The sequence below is a fragment of the Microbulbifer maximicatervae (SeqCode) genome (assembly GCF_052467955.1).
The window spans coordinates 1,092,513-1,107,394 of record NZ_CP174329.1 but is presented as its reverse complement, the minus strand read 5'-3'; the positions used below and the strand labels follow the sequence as shown (position 1 = coordinate 1,107,394).

At 47.6% G+C, this 14,882-nt stretch carries 14 protein-coding genes; 7 read left to right on the top strand and 7 right to left on the bottom strand.

The window, feature by feature from the left end; all coding sequences use genetic code 11:
* Positions 1 to 7 precede the first annotated feature (7 nt).
* Together ACJJI5_RS04670 and ACJJI5_RS04665 are read right to left on the bottom strand one after the other, a co-directional pair.
* A complete protein-coding gene (locus tag ACJJI5_RS04670) occupies positions 8 to 1,141 on the bottom strand; it encodes an S-(hydroxymethyl)glutathione dehydrogenase/class III alcohol dehydrogenase (protein WP_444896077.1) in 1,134 nt (377 codons plus the stop codon).
* Between the two features lie 174 nt (positions 1,142 to 1,315).
* Entirely contained in the window at positions 1,316 to 2,329 is a 1,014-nt protein-coding gene (locus ACJJI5_RS04665) for an AraC family transcriptional regulator (protein ID WP_445355648.1), read from the bottom strand.
* A gap of 233 nt (positions 2,330 to 2,562) precedes the next feature.
* Here ACJJI5_RS04665 and ACJJI5_RS04660 point away from each other — a divergent pair, with 233 nt between their 5' ends.
* Positions 2,563 to 2,805: a DUF6868 family protein gene (locus ACJJI5_RS04660; protein WP_444911533.1), complete on the top strand. Its 243-nt coding sequence runs from the start codon at positions 2,563 to 2,565 to the stop codon at positions 2,803 to 2,805.
* Positions 2,806 to 2,950: 145 nt separating this feature from the next.
* On the opposite strand, the gene ACJJI5_RS04655 is transcribed toward ACJJI5_RS04660, so the two are convergent.
* The 3 genes from ACJJI5_RS04655 to ACJJI5_RS04645 form a co-directional block, all read right to left on the bottom strand.
* Positions 2,951 to 3,526, bottom strand: a complete 576-nt coding sequence (locus ACJJI5_RS04655; RefSeq protein WP_444911534.1) for a PhnA domain-containing protein — start codon at positions 3,524 to 3,526, stop codon at positions 2,951 to 2,953.
* A 272-nt stretch (positions 3,527 to 3,798) separates the two neighbouring features.
* On the bottom strand, positions 3,799 to 4,215 hold the full coding sequence (locus ACJJI5_RS04650; protein WP_108734525.1) for a CBS domain-containing protein: 417 nt from the start codon (positions 4,213 to 4,215) through the stop codon (positions 3,799 to 3,801).
* A gap of 74 nt (positions 4,216 to 4,289) precedes the next feature.
* Positions 4,290 to 4,718, bottom strand: a complete 429-nt coding sequence (locus ACJJI5_RS04645; RefSeq protein ID WP_282931225.1) for an Hsp20/alpha crystallin family protein — start codon at positions 4,716 to 4,718, stop codon at positions 4,290 to 4,292.
* 316 nt (positions 4,719 to 5,034) lie between these two features.
* On the opposite strand from ACJJI5_RS04645, the gene ACJJI5_RS04640 reads away from it, so the two are divergent.
* Positions 5,035 to 5,472, top strand: coding sequence for a host attachment protein (locus ACJJI5_RS04640; RefSeq protein WP_413663346.1), 438 nt, complete (start codon positions 5,035 to 5,037; stop codon positions 5,470 to 5,472).
* 52 nt (positions 5,473 to 5,524) lie between these two features.
* On the opposite strand, the gene yihG is transcribed toward ACJJI5_RS04640, so the two are convergent.
* The gene (yihG, locus tag ACJJI5_RS04635; protein ID WP_445355647.1) at positions 5,525 to 6,427 is read right to left on the bottom strand and encodes a 1-acylglycerol-3-phosphate O-acyltransferase, YihG family; all 903 of its coding nucleotides are present in this window, start codon (positions 6,425 to 6,427) and stop codon (positions 5,525 to 5,527) included.
* A 574-nt stretch (positions 6,428 to 7,001) separates the two neighbouring features.
* Here yihG and ACJJI5_RS04630 point away from each other — a divergent pair.
* The 3 genes from ACJJI5_RS04630 (at position 7,002) to ACJJI5_RS04620 (ending at position 8,986) form a co-directional block, all read left to right on the top strand.
* A complete protein-coding gene (locus tag ACJJI5_RS04630; RefSeq protein WP_445355646.1) occupies positions 7,002 to 7,670 on the top strand; it encodes a hypothetical protein in 669 nt (222 codons plus the stop codon).
* Between the two features lie 134 nt (positions 7,671 to 7,804).
* On the top strand, positions 7,805 to 8,410 hold the full coding sequence (locus tag ACJJI5_RS04625) for a cytochrome b (RefSeq protein WP_445355645.1): 606 nt from the start codon (positions 7,805 to 7,807) through the stop codon (positions 8,408 to 8,410).
* 12 nt (positions 8,411 to 8,422) lie between these two features.
* Positions 8,423 to 8,986: a YceI family protein gene (locus ACJJI5_RS04620; RefSeq protein WP_108734532.1), complete on the top strand. Its 564-nt coding sequence runs from the start codon at positions 8,423 to 8,425 to the stop codon at positions 8,984 to 8,986.
* 48 nt (positions 8,987 to 9,034) lie between these two features.
* Here ACJJI5_RS04620 and ACJJI5_RS04615 read toward each other — a convergent pair whose 3' ends face one another.
* Positions 9,035 to 10,429 (bottom strand): cytosine permease, encoded by a 1,395-nt coding sequence (locus ACJJI5_RS04615; RefSeq protein ID WP_445355644.1) that lies wholly within the window; start codon positions 10,427 to 10,429, stop codon positions 9,035 to 9,037.
* A 713-nt stretch (positions 10,430 to 11,142) separates the two neighbouring features.
* Here ACJJI5_RS04615 and ACJJI5_RS04610 point away from each other — a divergent pair.
* Positions 11,143 to 12,117, top strand: a complete 975-nt coding sequence (locus ACJJI5_RS04610; RefSeq protein ID WP_444896071.1) for an FHA domain-containing protein — start codon at positions 11,143 to 11,145, stop codon at positions 12,115 to 12,117.
* 108 nt (positions 12,118 to 12,225) lie between these two features.
* Positions 12,226 to 14,811 (top strand): protein kinase domain-containing protein, encoded by a 2,586-nt coding sequence (locus tag ACJJI5_RS04605; RefSeq protein WP_444896070.1) that lies wholly within the window; start codon positions 12,226 to 12,228, stop codon positions 14,809 to 14,811.
* Positions 14,812 to 14,882 lie beyond the last annotated feature (71 nt).

The window sequence follows — 14,882 nt, the reverse complement described above, 5'->3', positions numbered from 1 at the left end:
GGTCCTATCAAGCCTGCTGGAAATGAATGACACTGCGAATACTTTTACCTTCATGCATTAAATCGAAGGCATCATTTATTTGCTCAAGGGGCATTGAGTGAGTAATAAAGTCATTCAATTTAAATTCTCCAGCCAGGTAACGCTCTACGAAAGAAGGCAATTCAGAGCGCCCCTTTACACCGCCGAATGCTGATCCCTTCCAAACCCGCCCTGTAACCAACTGGAATGGGCGGGTACTGATTTCCTGTCCGGCACCTGCCACTCCAATAATAATGGATTCCCCCCATCCTTTGTGGCAAGACTCCAAGGCAGCTCTCATCAGGTTAACATTGCCCACACACTCAAAAGAATAATCCACTCCGCCATCGGTAAGCTCTACGATAACCTCTTGAATAGGCTTATCGTAAGCCTTGGGGTTAATACACTCAGTGGCTCCCAACTTCTTCGCCAGCGCAAATTTGTCCTCATTAATATCGACACCAATAATTCGTGAGGCGCCAGCCATCTTGGCTCCGATCACTGCGGATAAACCAATTCCACCCAAACCAAAAATTGCCACACAGGAGCCCGGCTCAACCTTGGCGGTGTTGGTAACGGCTCCCATTCCCGTAGTAACACCACAACCCAGCAGACAAACCTCATTTGAGGGGGCTTCGGGATTAATTTTGGCCACAGATATCTCAGGAAGGACTGTGTACTCAGAAAAAGTAGAGCATCCCATATAATGGAAAATGGGTTTCCCATTCACCGAAAAACGTGTCGAACCGTCAGGCATTAATCCTTTGCCCTGGGTGCTCCTGATTTTTTGGCACAAATTAGTCTTTCCAGAGAGACAAAACTTACATTCGCCACATTCAGGGGTATACAAAGGAATTACATGATCCCCGACAGAGACACTGGTCACCCCCTCACCAACGGATTCAACAACACCCGCACCTTCGTGACCGAGGATTGCCGGGAATACCCCTTCAGGATCATCTCCTGACAAAGTGAACGCATCTGTGTGACAAACGCCGGTGGCGTGTAATTTCACGCGAACTTCACCCCGTTGGGGAGGCATAACATCGACATCCTCAATAACCAAACGCTCCCCAGGCCCCCAAGCTACAGCTGCTTTACAACGGATTGTCTCTGCACTCATTTTCAATTCTGCCTTTCATCATTCGTTCCAGTGGCGCCCAGCATAGTCCCCTAAGATTATTGGTGCAAAGCCAAGCGCCGCTGCTGAAGTAAAATCAGGAAAAATCTAAAAGCTCACCCTTATAGTAATAATTGGTAGCGCCGAACAATTATTCAAAATAATTCCTTTAATTGATTAACAATTAATAGCTTGTCGCTTCCTCCACTGCAGTGGGGAGCTTCCATGAATGGCTCGAAATGCTTTTGAGAAAGCACTGATATCGGTGTAGCCCAAACTTGCTGATAGTAATCCCACATCAATACTTGAGGCCCGTAGATGCCAGCGAGCAGTCTTCATTCGCGCCCCCTGTACCAACTGCTTAAAGGAGGTTCCCGCTTCATTTAAACGGCGCTGAAGCGTTCTCATTGGCATACCGAGTAAGCGAGAAATTTGCTCCAGGGAGTGCTGCTGGGCCCCGAGAGTTTGAAGGATTAAGACTTGAACCTGTCGGCTGATATCACCCTTGTGCTCTGCCAATAAGCACTTGGAAAACTCCTCAAAATATCTCATAAGACCGCTGCTGGGTTTAGCGAGGGGATAGTTCATCAATGATCCATCAAAAACCAAGCGATCTCGATCTTGCTCAAAACTAGCCTCAATGCCAAAAAAATTTTGGTAACTACTCAGCGGAGATTGGGGCTTATGCCGAAATGAAACAGAGCGGGGAGATACTTTAGAGCCAACCATCTCCTGTATCAGGCGACAGGCAGCGCCTACTGAAAGTTCAGTATACTGTTGCGCGGGAATTGCGTCGGGGAAGTGATTAACTCTCTCTGCAATCAAGCAGTCATCGGTTTGGTAAATTTTCCAGTGGTCCGCCTGGTTGTGCAACACCATATACCGATGAGTTACTGTCAAAGCACTGGATAGATTCTCACTTTCCAGTATCAGCTTACCAAGGACGCCCAGCATACGTAGCCCTTGCTTCCCCGCCAATCGCAAGCCAAAGTCACTACAGGACAAGTCCCGTGAACACAAATTAAGGAGGTCCACCAGCGTTGCAATGGGGATCAAGATATTTGGACGACGTGTACAATCCGCAGGAAGCCCCACTTGCGCTAAAAAATCTGATGACTGACCACCGAGCTGTGGCACCAATAGATTAAACCCAGCCAGCGCACCACTGCGAATTTCATAGATAGGCTTCATGTTTTATAGCTACCATATTGCCAACCTCTCATTTGCACTATCACACAGTGTCTAGGAATAATGAGCATCGGACAATAGCTATATCATATAACATAGCTCTTCAACTAACTGGGACTACCCCTATCCACAAACGCAACTTATTTGAAGGCTAGTGCCTGACTATTGTGGCACTTTCCACTATCTACTCATAAAACTATCGGTTTATACGAGAAAGAACTGCAAGGAAATTTCACATGGAAACTGAAAATCTAACACTATTTTTAGGCTGGGCTTCGATTATAAACATATTGATACTACTGCTATCAACTATTGGACTTGTCTGCCTGAGGAAGTCGATCACCAGGATTCACGCACGAATATTTGAGCTTAATGAACAAGATTTAGGCCGTGCATATTTTCAATATCTAGCACAATACAAAATTGCTATTATCGTCTTCAATATTACACCGTATTTTGCTCTAAAAATTATCAGTTAATTGATAAAAGCGGAAATATTTTGCAAAAAAATAAGAAAGGTAAACTATACCTTTCTTATTTTCATAATTAAGACGGACAGGGGAGTATTTCGGGTCCGCCGGCAGATACCCTTTTCAGAAAATGAAGTTATTTCTGAAATATTTATCAGCCACTCTTTTTCACAAACTTTGTCAGAATTACAATTCTCTGACCCTCGACCCGTCCTTCGATATGCTCAGGGTTATCGCTTAAGCTGATACCGCGAACTGCCGTTCCCCGTTTTGCAACCAAACTGCTTCCTTTTACATCCAAGTCTTTGATAATAACTACATTATCTCCAGCTTGTAACTGGGCACCATTACTATCCAGATGAATCACCAACTCACCAGCCTCTGGTATTGCCCCGGCCTCTGCCCAGGCCAGCAAATCGCCATCCAAATACAACATGTCAAACAAGTCTTGGGCCCAGGTCTCGCCAGATAAGCGCTTTAGAATACGCCATGCCAACACTTGAATTGCCGGCTCGGTACTCCACATAGACTCCGACAGACACTGCCAGTGCGCACTTTCCAGCTGTGCAGGATTTTCCAGCTGGTCCCTACAGGTTTGACACAATAATACTGCCGCATCTGGATAGCCCTCTGACTGGGGTACGTCATAAACCGCCAAGCCATTTTCTGCTTTACAGAGCTCGCACTGATTTCCACTGCGTTGTGCCAACTGCTCCTGAGTCACAGCCATAAGTAACCTCAAAAAAAGTAGGGATTATACGACTGATTCTTCCTTCACGCTTCCCAAATAATCACATTTAACGGACATCGGGGTCGACCGTGAACATGATCAAGCTTAGACAGGAAGTAAATAAGACTATCAACAGCCCAGTAGTAGATGGAGCCATCAGGTTGCCGAGGGATTCACAGGCTTCAGACAAGACACTCTAGAGCACTAAAACTTCCAACAGCCGCCAATATAGATTGACGACTGTAAAGAGCATTATGCGTTAAGTCCCACACTCAGTGGTGCGAGGAGACCGCTGCCGCGAACTGCCCACCCTGCTTGCTGGCGATGGCACTGGTAATATCCCCTAAACTGAGAATACCGACCATACGCTTTTCACTATTGAGTACCGGCATTCGCCGTAACAACTGTTGCTCCATTTTGTGGACAGCAGACAGCAGATCATCCTCTTCCCAGCACCATTCAATCCCCTCTGTCATAACATCTCGGGCGGACAAAGAGCTGAGATTACCCCCCTGAACCACACCGCGACATACAATATCTCTATCAGTCACTATTCCTACAAGCCTGTCATTTTCTCCGATCGGCACTGCTCCAATATCTTCATCTCGTAAAATTTTTGCCAACTCCTGTAATGGAGTATCCGGGGTGCACCAGGTAGCCCCCTCATGCATTGCGTGTTTAACTTTCATAGGTACCTCAAAGCTCTTTAGACAAATGCCAAAGAGAGTGACGGGTAACACCCATCACCCTTAACCCCTATAGATCAGTGCACTTCAATTCGCTTTCTTTGCGGGGGATGCCCCTCATGTTTTGGTACCGTGAGCGTGAGAATCCCATCTTTGAAATTTGCATCAATCTCACTTTCGCGAACATCTTCACCAAGATTGAAACTGCGCAAGAACTTGCCGTAACGCCGCTCCTGACGAAGCACGCGGCCATCCTTCTTCTCCTTAACCTCGCGGTGCACCTCAGCTTCAAGAGTCAAAACCCCATTTTCTAGGGTTACACTGATATCGTCCTTACCCACTCCCGGCAGCTCAGCGCTAATTTCATACATATTCTTGCGCTCACTCACATCAATACGCGGAGAAAAAAACCCCTCGCGTTCAGAGCCGATTGCACGGGTCGGTGAGAGCATTTGTTCAAACATATTATCAAGGTCCAACAGGGACCCTCTGGGGATCAGACTCATATCTACAACCTCTTTTTACGCTAAGCCGCAAAAGGCGCCAGAAAAACTCAAGAGTCCGTCTTGCGCCTGTTACATCTTGAGTACAGTCTAGGAAATACTGCGACAAACGAAGGGATTAAGTGCCGATAAAAGCCATTACAAATTGAATATGAGAGCTGTCGTATATTTCTTTTGTACATATAAATATTAAAAACTTCCTTTCCAAGTGCACCTAAAGAGAATTTCCACCTCCATATCCATCAATAAGCAACCAGGGCTCGTGGCCAATATGGCTATTTACTAGGATTAAATAAGGCAGTTAAACGAGGATATATTCATGGCCTTAGCATGGGTCCTTGTGGCTAACCAGTCCCAAGCGCGAATTTTTGAAGCCAACAAACGCGCGGGAAATCTCAATGAAATCCAGGCACTTCTCCATCCAGAATCACGGCTCTCTGGCAGAGACCAAGAGAGTGATGCGCCCGGACGCACTTTCGACAGCTATGGTCAAGGAAGGCACTCAGTAGGTAATTCTGCAGGATTACATCGCCGTGAAGGTGAGAATTTTGCCAGAGAAATTGCACATACCCTGGAGAGGGGAAGACAGGAGGGCCAGTACGAAAAACTGTATATTGTCGCAGAACCCTATATGGTTGGCAGCTTGAGGGATGCCTTGAAAACTCCAACCCGCGCAACAATAGCAGGAGAAACAGGAAAAAATCTGGTGGCTTGTGAGCCCGAGGAGATCCGGGCTCAGCTTCCTATTTGGCTATAGTGACGTTCGGCCAGTAGAGAGGGTCACGAGTGAACCTCTCTACGAACCCCGCTCAAGCCCTGCTTTCCATTAAAAGCTTATCAATCAGGGCATCCTTTTCAGTCCATAACTCATTTACCCACTGATTAAACTCCACCCGAAACTCCTGATCGGTTGCGTAGTCTCTCTCAAAAAACCGGCTCGGCAACTGGACTTTCTCAATGCGAACAATCACTTTCTTTAACTTACCGGAAAGGAAATCTTTAAAAGTAGGTATACCATCAGGGTAAACAATGGTGACATTCAGTAACTGGTTCAGCTGCTCACCCATACAGTGCATTGCAAAAGCAATCCCTCCGGACTTGGGCTTTAGAAGATGTTTGAAAGGCGATTGCTGTCTTTGATGCTTCTCTTTGCTAAACCTTGTTCCTTCAAGGAAGTTCATAATACTGGTGGGTATTAGCTTAAATTTTTCACAAGATTTTTTTGTCGCTTCAAGATCCTTACCGCGCATTTCTGGATGCTTTTTCAAAAATTCTTTGCTGTAACGCTTCATAAATGGAAAGTCGAGTGCCCACCAGCACATTCCAATCACAGGAACTTTGATCAACTCTTGCTTCACAAAAAATTTCAGGAATGGAATTCTTCGATTAAAAATCGACTGCATAATAAAGATATCAACCCAGCTTTGATGGTTCGCTGTGACCAGATACCATCCATGTTTATCGAGATGCTCTATCCCCCGTACATCCACCTGGGTTCTTTGGGTTAGCTTCATCCAGCCTTTATTTAGGGTTATCCACATTTCTGCCCAAGAAATAAAAAAACCCATGAAAAGTTTTTGCAGAAAGGCAAAAGGGAGAATAAACCTAAAAACTGAAAACAAGAGTATGGGGGCTGCACAAACCAATGTGCTAACGGCCAGCAACACCGAAGATATGACCAACAGTAAAAACGAGGGGAGAAAGTTAAACATCTAAAGGCTCTTTTAATTTTCCGGGTTTACAGGTCAGGCTGTCACGCCATATTCACAGGTTACCCGTTTCTTTTTTAATATCTTGAAATCCACTTATCACAAACTAAGCGGACTCTGCTCTCATCAGTGTATTTACATAATCCGGGCTACAGGCTGCCTATCGCAATCAACATGGCTGTGTATATTTATGGCTCATGGGAAACTGCTCCACTGCAATAAATTCATGCGCCGAGCGCCTAGGCTTTAGCCGCCCGCGCCAGAGGCAATATCAAACCGCAGCAACTCTGGGAGAGTAACACGCATTTCAACCCCATATTTATTGACTGAATAGTCTGAATCTATCGGCGATACATCAGCGCAAACTGCACGGATAAAACCAGTGACAGCAGCCCAGTGAGCGGCCTCATTTTTTCAGCATGCCCTGGATATGAAAAGGCGCCATTGTACCCTTTCTATAATCATGGATTAGCAACTTTTATCTTCCCACGCCGCAAAGGCACGATAGTGACTGGAGCAGCGTTGCACCCTGCTAAACTTGAGGCTCCAGGTCGTAGAATTGCGCCGGGAGAATAGAATGGGAATTACAGGTAATAAGCAACACTTCCACCGCAAGCAATGGCTCAGCGTACAGCAGGCCGTTGACCACCTGAGTGCATTGTCTGAAGAGCCACTAACCAGTGCACATCTTGCAGACCTGGCCGATGAGCGGCTTCTTAACCTGTACTGGTACCGTCCAGGCCAAAAACTGTCCTTGGAAGATCACAAGGGGGTCCGTGAACTGGTAGAGCCCGTCAGACTCTGTTACGAAAATGCCAGTGACTGGCACGCCATCGTGGACATCTTGCGGAACAATCCAGCGCTGCCCGCCTACGAACATGACACCCCGCTTCTGGAAGATGCCGACGGAAACCGGCTGCGAATCACCTTCGACTACCACCAGCGTCCAGAACCGTTTAGCAGCCGCTGGTACCCTACCTATGCGGAGTTAGTGCTCAAGCGCAACGATTTGGAACAACTGGAACCCCACCTGTTTACCAGCCAGGCGGTTGAGGCCGGGTTTGAGCGTGAGACCCTACTGAATGTTATCTGGCAACTGGAACAACTAGCCCTTGGGGATGAAGAGCACTCCACCAGCTGGCTGGCGGACCAACTGGCACAGCGTTCTTCCTCGCTGGATCGGCTATCTTGTGAGCGCATCCTTCAGGCGGCCGAGCGCGAAAGCTCTCCGGGGCGCTCGATATAGCGCGGCATTTCCTACTAACACCTTTGACTCCTTCCCCATACTCAGGAACTCCCCATTGGTGGTAGAGCCCAAAGGCTGTACCCTAGTGGCACTTAGCAAATCTAAGTGTGACGTACTACCAATAGGAGAGAGAAGTGCAGGCCAAAAATAGCTCCTCCAGCTACGGCTGGGTAGCCATCGCCCTCCATTGGATAATGGCCCCTGCGATCATCGGGACTTTTATTCTCGGTTGGTGGATGCGCCAGCTATCCTACTACGATCCCTGGTATCAACGAGCCCCTGAAATTCACAAAGGGGTGGGCATCATCCTGCTTGTGTTTCTACTCTTCAGGCTGGCTTGGCGCTTTGCCAACCCATCTCCGGCGAGCAACCCCCAAACTCCCAACTGGCAGAAATTTGCCGCCACCGCCACTCATGGGCTGATTTACCTGTTACTACTGGCAATCATGGTTTCCGGCTATCTGATTTCTACTGCCGATGGCCGTCCTATCGATGTCTTCGGCATAGTGAGTATCCCTGCAACCTTACAAGGGATTCCCAATCAGGAAGACATTGCGGGATCTATCCACGAAATCCTTGCCTGGGGCCTGATTGGACTCGTAGCAGCACATGTCTTGGCAGCCCTCAAGCATCACTTTATTGACCGTGACGGCACACTGCGCAGAATCATCGGCATCCGTGTAAAGGGTTCTACAGACGATCACTCACACGTACAAACAACACTCTCAACCACCAAATAAGGAAAAAATGACATGAAGAAGCTCTCTGTATTTCTTATTGCAGCTCTGATGGGGACTGTAGCTCAAGCAGCGGAATACAAAATCGACACCAAAGGGGCTCACGCTTTTGTGCAGTTTCGTATCAAGCACCTTGGATACAGCTGGCTGTACGGCCGTTTCGATGACTTCAACGGCTCCTTCTTTTACGATGAAAAGCAACCAGAAAAATCTTCTATCAATGTCGACATCGATGTAACTAGCCTCAACAGCAATCACGCTGAGCGAGACAAGCACCTGCGCAGTGATGACTTCCTCGATACCGCAAAATTCCCAACTGCTACTTTCAAGAGCACTAGCTTTGAACCTTTGGAAGACGGCAAAGCCCGTCTAAATGGCGAACTGACCCTCCGCGGTATCACTAAGCCAATCACAATTGACGTTACCAATATCGGTGGCGGTAAAGACCCTTGGGGCGGCTACCGCCAGGGCTTCAGTGGAACCACTGAGTTCGAGCTGAAAGAATTCGGTATCAAATCCCTAGGCCCAGCCTCCCAGAAAGTTGAGATGATCCTGGATATCGAAGGTATCCGTATCTAACAACAAAAAAGTACGCCCCCTGAGCCCGGAAATACCTCCGGGCTCTCCCTAACTGCGCTTCGCAACACTCCAATAAACAACGCAAGCAGCAGCCGCAGCCAATAGCCAGTCGACGCCTGCCATCAACCCTCTCGGTAAGAAAAAAGCTAGCATTGTGATGACAATACATGTCGCTAATAAAGTCAGCAGTGCTCGCGGGTTCCAGCCACAGAAATAGTAATAACGCCCATCACTATCACTGTAATACAACTGCTCTACCTCCATCTGGCGCTTCTCTATTAAGTAGTAGTGAGACAATATGACACCGTAGGCAGGCGCCAGAAAAACCCCCATCCAGTTTACGAACGCCACTAAACCGATTTGTTTGATAACAGCGGGCCACAAAGCACTAATCAGAAAGGCCAGAAACAGCGTTATCAATGCCGCCCTGCGAAACCCCAGGTACTTTGGCAGAAGATTTGAAATATCGTTAACTGGAGCCACAAAGTTCGCCACCACATTGATGCCCGCCGTTGCTGTAAAAAAAACAACCGCGGCGATCAATGACAGTTCCAGATTCCCAAGCTTCTGCACGATATCAGTGGGATTTGCCAGGTTCTGGTGGAAAACTGACTGGGCGGCAATAGCGGTAAACAAAACAATTATCGCAAAGCCAGTCATATTTATAGTGATTCCCAGCCAATTTCCCCTTCGCATAACAGACACGTTCTTACAGAAGCGAGCAAAATCTCCATAACTTAGGATTATCGGCGCATAGAGAGCCAACATAGTACCTGTGACTTTGATGAGTTGGGCCAAGCCATCGTCCCAGGATGCTATAGACCGATCAAAGAAAGTAGCAACTGCAAATGAAAACTGTCCGTCACTGCGAACCACTAGCATCCACAATAACGCGAGCATCACTCCATAGACACAGGGCGCAGCCAGGTTGATAAACCAACGGATCGTATTGATACCTTTGAAAAATAGAAGAGCCTGCAATAAGGAGACAAGTACGAGGGAGGCCCAATCGATCCGGTCCATTGCCAGCCACTGCCCTCCGACAGCTTGTGGCCACCACTCTCTCAGTAATAAAGACATGGCATGGGCAGCAAACCAAGTCTGCGCACCGTACCAAAATATTGCCACGCTCCCCCGAAGCAACGCAGGGACGTTAGCACCTCGGATCCCCATACTCGCCCTGGCCAATACGGGAAACGGTATACCGTATTTAACACTCGGTTCACCGATTAAATTTAACAGGATGATAATTAAAATTGCTGCAATAGCGATCCCAGCGAGAACCAGCCAAGCATTCGTATTGGGACCGAGGAATAGAGTTGCCGCCAGGGTATAGCCAGCGAGACTTTGTGCGGCGTTGGCCCAAAGGTTAAAAATCGTCAGAGTGCCCCAGCGTTTTGCTTCGGGCTTCACTACCGCTAAATTTTCATTCTTTAGCTGCAAAGTGCCACCTAAGTGCATCTGATAAATAGCGCGCCAAAGCAGCTACTTCAAATCAACCTTTTCAACAATGACATACAAGCCGTCAAAAGTGCCAAATTTAACGGTTAATAATATATATTCTCTTTTACAATTGAGACTTATTTTCAATAACAGCAAAAGTGGTAACCATTTACCAAATTAGCAGTAATGCCGCTAGCACCGACGTACAACTATGAAATATATTGTGTAGTCATCGATTAAAGTAGATGCGATCGACAAAGATACAAGCAAGTATCCATTAAACTAGTGTGCAGCCGTGTATTTGGAGAACATTAACCAAGTCACAAGTAAAAGTACGAAAAGGTCTTTAAGATTTTTGACGGCGGCACAACTTTTCAGCGAAAATGGAAGCAATTACTGACAATTATTGCACTCCCCTAGAGACAGTTATCAAGGGAGCGCAAAAATAGAACAATTTCCAAAAATCGTAGTGACTAAATCATTCAGAACTGGGGCAATTCTCTCCGAGACAAGCAGTGGGATAGCGGCGCAGAACAGCGCCCATCACAACAAGTAGTGTCTCAGCTCGGGGAAATGATCGCCACAAATGGAAAGCCAAGACTCCGTTCTGCTGAGGTACTCGCAGGACAATCACAGCAGGCACCCACCAGTATGATTGAACTTTGTCGCAATCAGGCCACAACTTGAGTTGGCCACGACAGAAGGGTAGGAATATGGCTTGCTTACAGCATCCAGATAGGGAACAACCAGTTTACTTAATGGCACACCACACCATTGGGCGCCGGCAGGGTGCAGTAGACACAAGAATCACAAGTGCTGAGATATCGGGCATCCATGCCGCAGTGCAGTGGACCGGTACACATTGGAATATCCGCGATCTGAGTCGCAATGGCACCTGGCTAAATGGCCAGCAGCTGGTGCCAGCTAAGAGTTACCCACTTCAAACTGGCGACAAGATCGCATTTGGACGAGCCAACAATCCAGCCTGGATTGTTGAGAACCTCGACGGTCCAGAGAATTTGCTGATCGATATCCAATCCGGCGAAGCTCAGCAGCTGGAGCAGTTTCACCTGCTGCCCAATGAAAATGAGCCCCTTGCCAGCTTGCAGTACAGCCCCCTCACCGGGCAGTGGCTATACGAGTTTACCGGTGCATCCGCTGACGATGGCGATAAAATCCTGGTCAATCATGGCGATCGTATAGATTGTGGACTTAATAGCTGGCAGCTTTTCCTGGCGGACAACCAAGGGGCAACGAAAGAGTTGTCACTGCAGCAGCTGTCTATTGTCGACTTTGAGCTGAAGTTCTCTGTGAGCTCCCACGAAGAGCACGTGCAGTTACAACTTCAGCGTGAAGGCATGAAGCAGTCCCTACCCGCAAGAATTCATAACTATCTATTACTGTATCTCGCCCGTGCCCGCTACAAGGATATGCAGAGCGGTATAGATACAGACTCTCAGGGTTGGGTTTCTATTCAAGTGGCCACTCATGAGCTAGGTATTACGGTCAACCACCTAAACACCCAGATTTTCCGTGCTCGTAAACAAATCTCCGAGTCACTACCTGACGCAGTAGATACTTCTAGCTTAGTAGAGCGTCGCTCCTGGGAAATCCGTATAGGTTGTCCACAATTCGAAATATTTAAAGGTAACCAACTTGAGGCAAAAGCAGAGTTGGAAGTAGTATAATTTCGCCTTCAGCGAAGGGGCTTAAGGCTAAGCCTCCTATTTACCTATTCAGTCATTACTTGCCAGGGGGGGCGGAACTGAATCACTCACCCCTTGGCAAGATTTACAATGTCATCGCAACCACCTTCTTATATCGGGCACTACAAGATCATCGGCCAGATTGGAGCTGGAGGAATGGGGGTTGTATATCTCGCCAAAGATGAGCGGCTCAACCGACAGGTCGCCATAAAGCGACTGCTCAATAATCCCGGCAATGAGTTTGCTTCACAGCGAATTCGCCAGGAAGCATTATTGCTCGCTCAGCTTAACCACAACCATATTGTACAAATTTACGATGTTGTGGAGGAGCAGGACGATGTTGCCCTCGTTATGGAGTATGTTGATGGCCGCCCGCTCACCTATTGGGCACGGGAATTCAACCCCAATCTTCGCCAAAAAATACAACTGCTCAAGCAAATCACTGTAGGGTTGGCCCGCGCACATGCCGCCGGCATTATTCACCGCGACCTAAAAGCTGACAACATCCTTATTGATAGTAATAATATCGCTAAAATCGCGGACTTTGGCATTGCTCGAAGTTGGCAGGATACAATAGCGCTCACTCGAGAGCAGCATATCGCCGGTAGCTGGTACGCAATGTCCCCCGAGCAAGCCCTCGGCGAAAAATTGGATTTCCGCTGTGATTTATTTGCGCTAGGGATGCTAGCCTATCACTTGCTATGTGGCCAACCGCCGTTTGGCAAGCACGGAAGTCCATATATTATCATCGATCGGATTATCAACAATCCGCATCCCCCTGCAGGGGTCATTAATACAGGTCTTCCTACAGCACTATGCAAACTGCTAGATAAATTACTAGCCAAACGCCCTGACAAGCGTCCCGTCAGTGCTGCTGCTGTAGCCGGCGACCTAGATGTGATACTAGGTCAACTAACATCGGCCCAACAAGATACCACTGAACGCGAAATCACGATCACGACCGAAGATTTTCATGTACAGCGCCGACGTAAAAACAAAAGCCACAAATTCCTAGCCGGAATACTCTTGGCAGCCGGAACAATACTATTTGGCTTAGCCACCGCAGTTTTCCCACGGTTTTTCCAGCCGAGCAGCAAAGAGCCCCCGGCAAAATATATTGCGATTATTGAGCCAGACTTATCCAGTCTACATAACCGCGAGGAAAGGTTACTGGCCAGCAATCTCCTCAGCTCTATCAAGCAGGGGCTGTCCGATCAAGCAGCTTTACTGCTAGTCCCCTATTCGGAGTCACAACAGCTAAAAGACAAGCCCCTGCGTGAACAGGCGAAAGCGCTCAACGCACAACTACTACTGCAATTCGCCTTGAGCTGTGAAGCGACTCTGTGCGAAGCTTCATTCGCTTTAATAGAAACCGAAGATTTCGTCGAGACCTCCAACCGTAGCACCATGCTGGACCTAGATGCTCCCCTGGAGAGCCGTGCACGCATTTTTCAGCAAATGCAATACCTGCTACCCAACTATCCTATAGAAAACCAAGGAGCCCAGTTCACCTTAAGTCCAGCAGATTACCAACTTTATCTCGAGATATTTGAGCAGCGCAATAATGAAGCAGATGTTGCCAGTGCAATTACCAAGATAGAAAAGTTGCTAGAGAAGAACCCCTATTTCCCCCCTTACTATGAGTTGTTGGCAGATCTGCTAGTCACCCACCTCTATCACTCACGGAAAGTCAAAATACGGGGCAGGCTCAATGAGCTCCTCAAAAACATACCCGCAAAGATTTCCAACTCTCCATCTGTATTGGCTACCAAGATACGTATTGCCATTTATCTGGGAGATACTGAACGCACAGAGACCTTACTCGCAAAGTTAAAATTGCAATCGCCCGACCAAGCGCTCTACTACTTTCTGCGCGCGAAAGCTTACCAGCGGGGGGGGGATTACAAACGTGCTTTGGATGTCATTAACCATGCACTCGATATTCGTATCAGTCCCATTTATCTTCACCAAAAGGCATCAACCCTGATTTTAATGGGGCAAATGGAGAATGCCAAACTCCAACTTCTACACGCTATCCGCCTCAACAATCAATATAATGATGCTATTTCTCTACTCGCAACTATTGAGTTGGGCTCAGGCCACCCAAAGGAGTCTATCCGATTCCTTAGTGAGCTGGGCCTAAAACAGCTGGGAGATTGGGATACTTTCAATCTCTGCCTATCCTACTATATCGAAAAGCAGTTCGAGGACACCAAAAGCTGCCTCTATCATATCGCTGAACGCGTCCCAAACGCCCCTCATGTATATCTAATGCTCGCAGAAATTGCTCGCCTAGAAAATAGGCAAGCGAAATCATTGGAGCTTGCCCGACACGCTCTGAACCTGACACAGAATCAACAAGATTCGCTTGGCCTATTACTCCGGGCAAAGGCTTACTCAGAGCTGGGCCAGGCAGAACAAGCCATTGAAACACTATTGAAGATTGACGACACAGCCCCTAGCAATGGCTTGTTTGTAAATTACATCCATGCTCAGGTTTATATGGCAAGTGGTGAGATGCTCTCCGCCAAAGCCTACATACGAAAGACCTTGGAGCTAGGCGCAGCCCCAGTGTGGTTCACTACCGTTGGCTTTCAGTCTATTTGTACCATCGCCAGTTTTGATGATTTGCGTTCCAGTTATCCAGCGTTATGCACTGACAGAATTGGCACTTAAGTCACCAAAAGCAAATCAAACAGAATGGAATAACGTGAACCATTTCCCTTTACAAGGCGACAGATCCCTTC

What these genes read in the sequence shown, in the direction of transcription:
- ACJJI5_RS04670 (WP_444896077.1), bottom strand. Translation starts at nt 1,141, where the DNA reads ATGAGTGCAGAGACAATCCGTTGTAAAGCAGCTGTAGCTTGGGGGCCT.
- ACJJI5_RS04650 (WP_108734525.1), bottom strand. Translation starts at nt 4,215, where the DNA reads ATGAAAGTTAAACACGCAATGCATGAGGGGGCTACCTGGTGCACCCCG.
- ACJJI5_RS04610 (WP_444896071.1), top strand. Translation starts at nt 11,143, where the DNA reads ATGGCTTGCTTACAGCATCCAGATAGGGAACAACCAGTTTACTTAATG.
- ACJJI5_RS04665 (WP_445355648.1), bottom strand. Translation starts at nt 2,329, where the DNA reads ATGAAGCCTATCTATGAAATTCGCAGTGGTGCGCTGGCTGGGTTTAAT.
- ACJJI5_RS04620 (WP_108734532.1), top strand. Translation starts at nt 8,423, where the DNA reads ATGAAGAAGCTCTCTGTATTTCTTATTGCAGCTCTGATGGGGACTGTA.
- ACJJI5_RS04605 (WP_444896070.1), top strand. Translation starts at nt 12,226, where the DNA reads ATGTCATCGCAACCACCTTCTTATATCGGGCACTACAAGATCATCGGC.
- ACJJI5_RS04630 (WP_445355646.1), top strand. Translation starts at nt 7,002, where the DNA reads ATGGGAATTACAGGTAATAAGCAACACTTCCACCGCAAGCAATGGCTC.
- yihG (WP_445355647.1), bottom strand. Translation starts at nt 6,427, where the DNA reads ATGTTTAACTTTCTCCCCTCGTTTTTACTGTTGGTCATATCTTCGGTG.
- ACJJI5_RS04660 (WP_444911533.1), top strand. Translation starts at nt 2,563, where the DNA reads ATGGAAACTGAAAATCTAACACTATTTTTAGGCTGGGCTTCGATTATA.
- ACJJI5_RS04640 (WP_413663346.1), top strand. Translation starts at nt 5,035, where the DNA reads ATGGCCTTAGCATGGGTCCTTGTGGCTAACCAGTCCCAAGCGCGAATT.
- ACJJI5_RS04655 (WP_444911534.1), bottom strand. Translation starts at nt 3,526, where the DNA reads ATGGCTGTGACTCAGGAGCAGTTGGCACAACGCAGTGGAAATCAGTGC.
- ACJJI5_RS04645 (WP_282931225.1), bottom strand. Translation starts at nt 4,718, where the DNA reads ATGAGTCTGATCCCCAGAGGGTCCCTGTTGGACCTTGATAATATGTTT.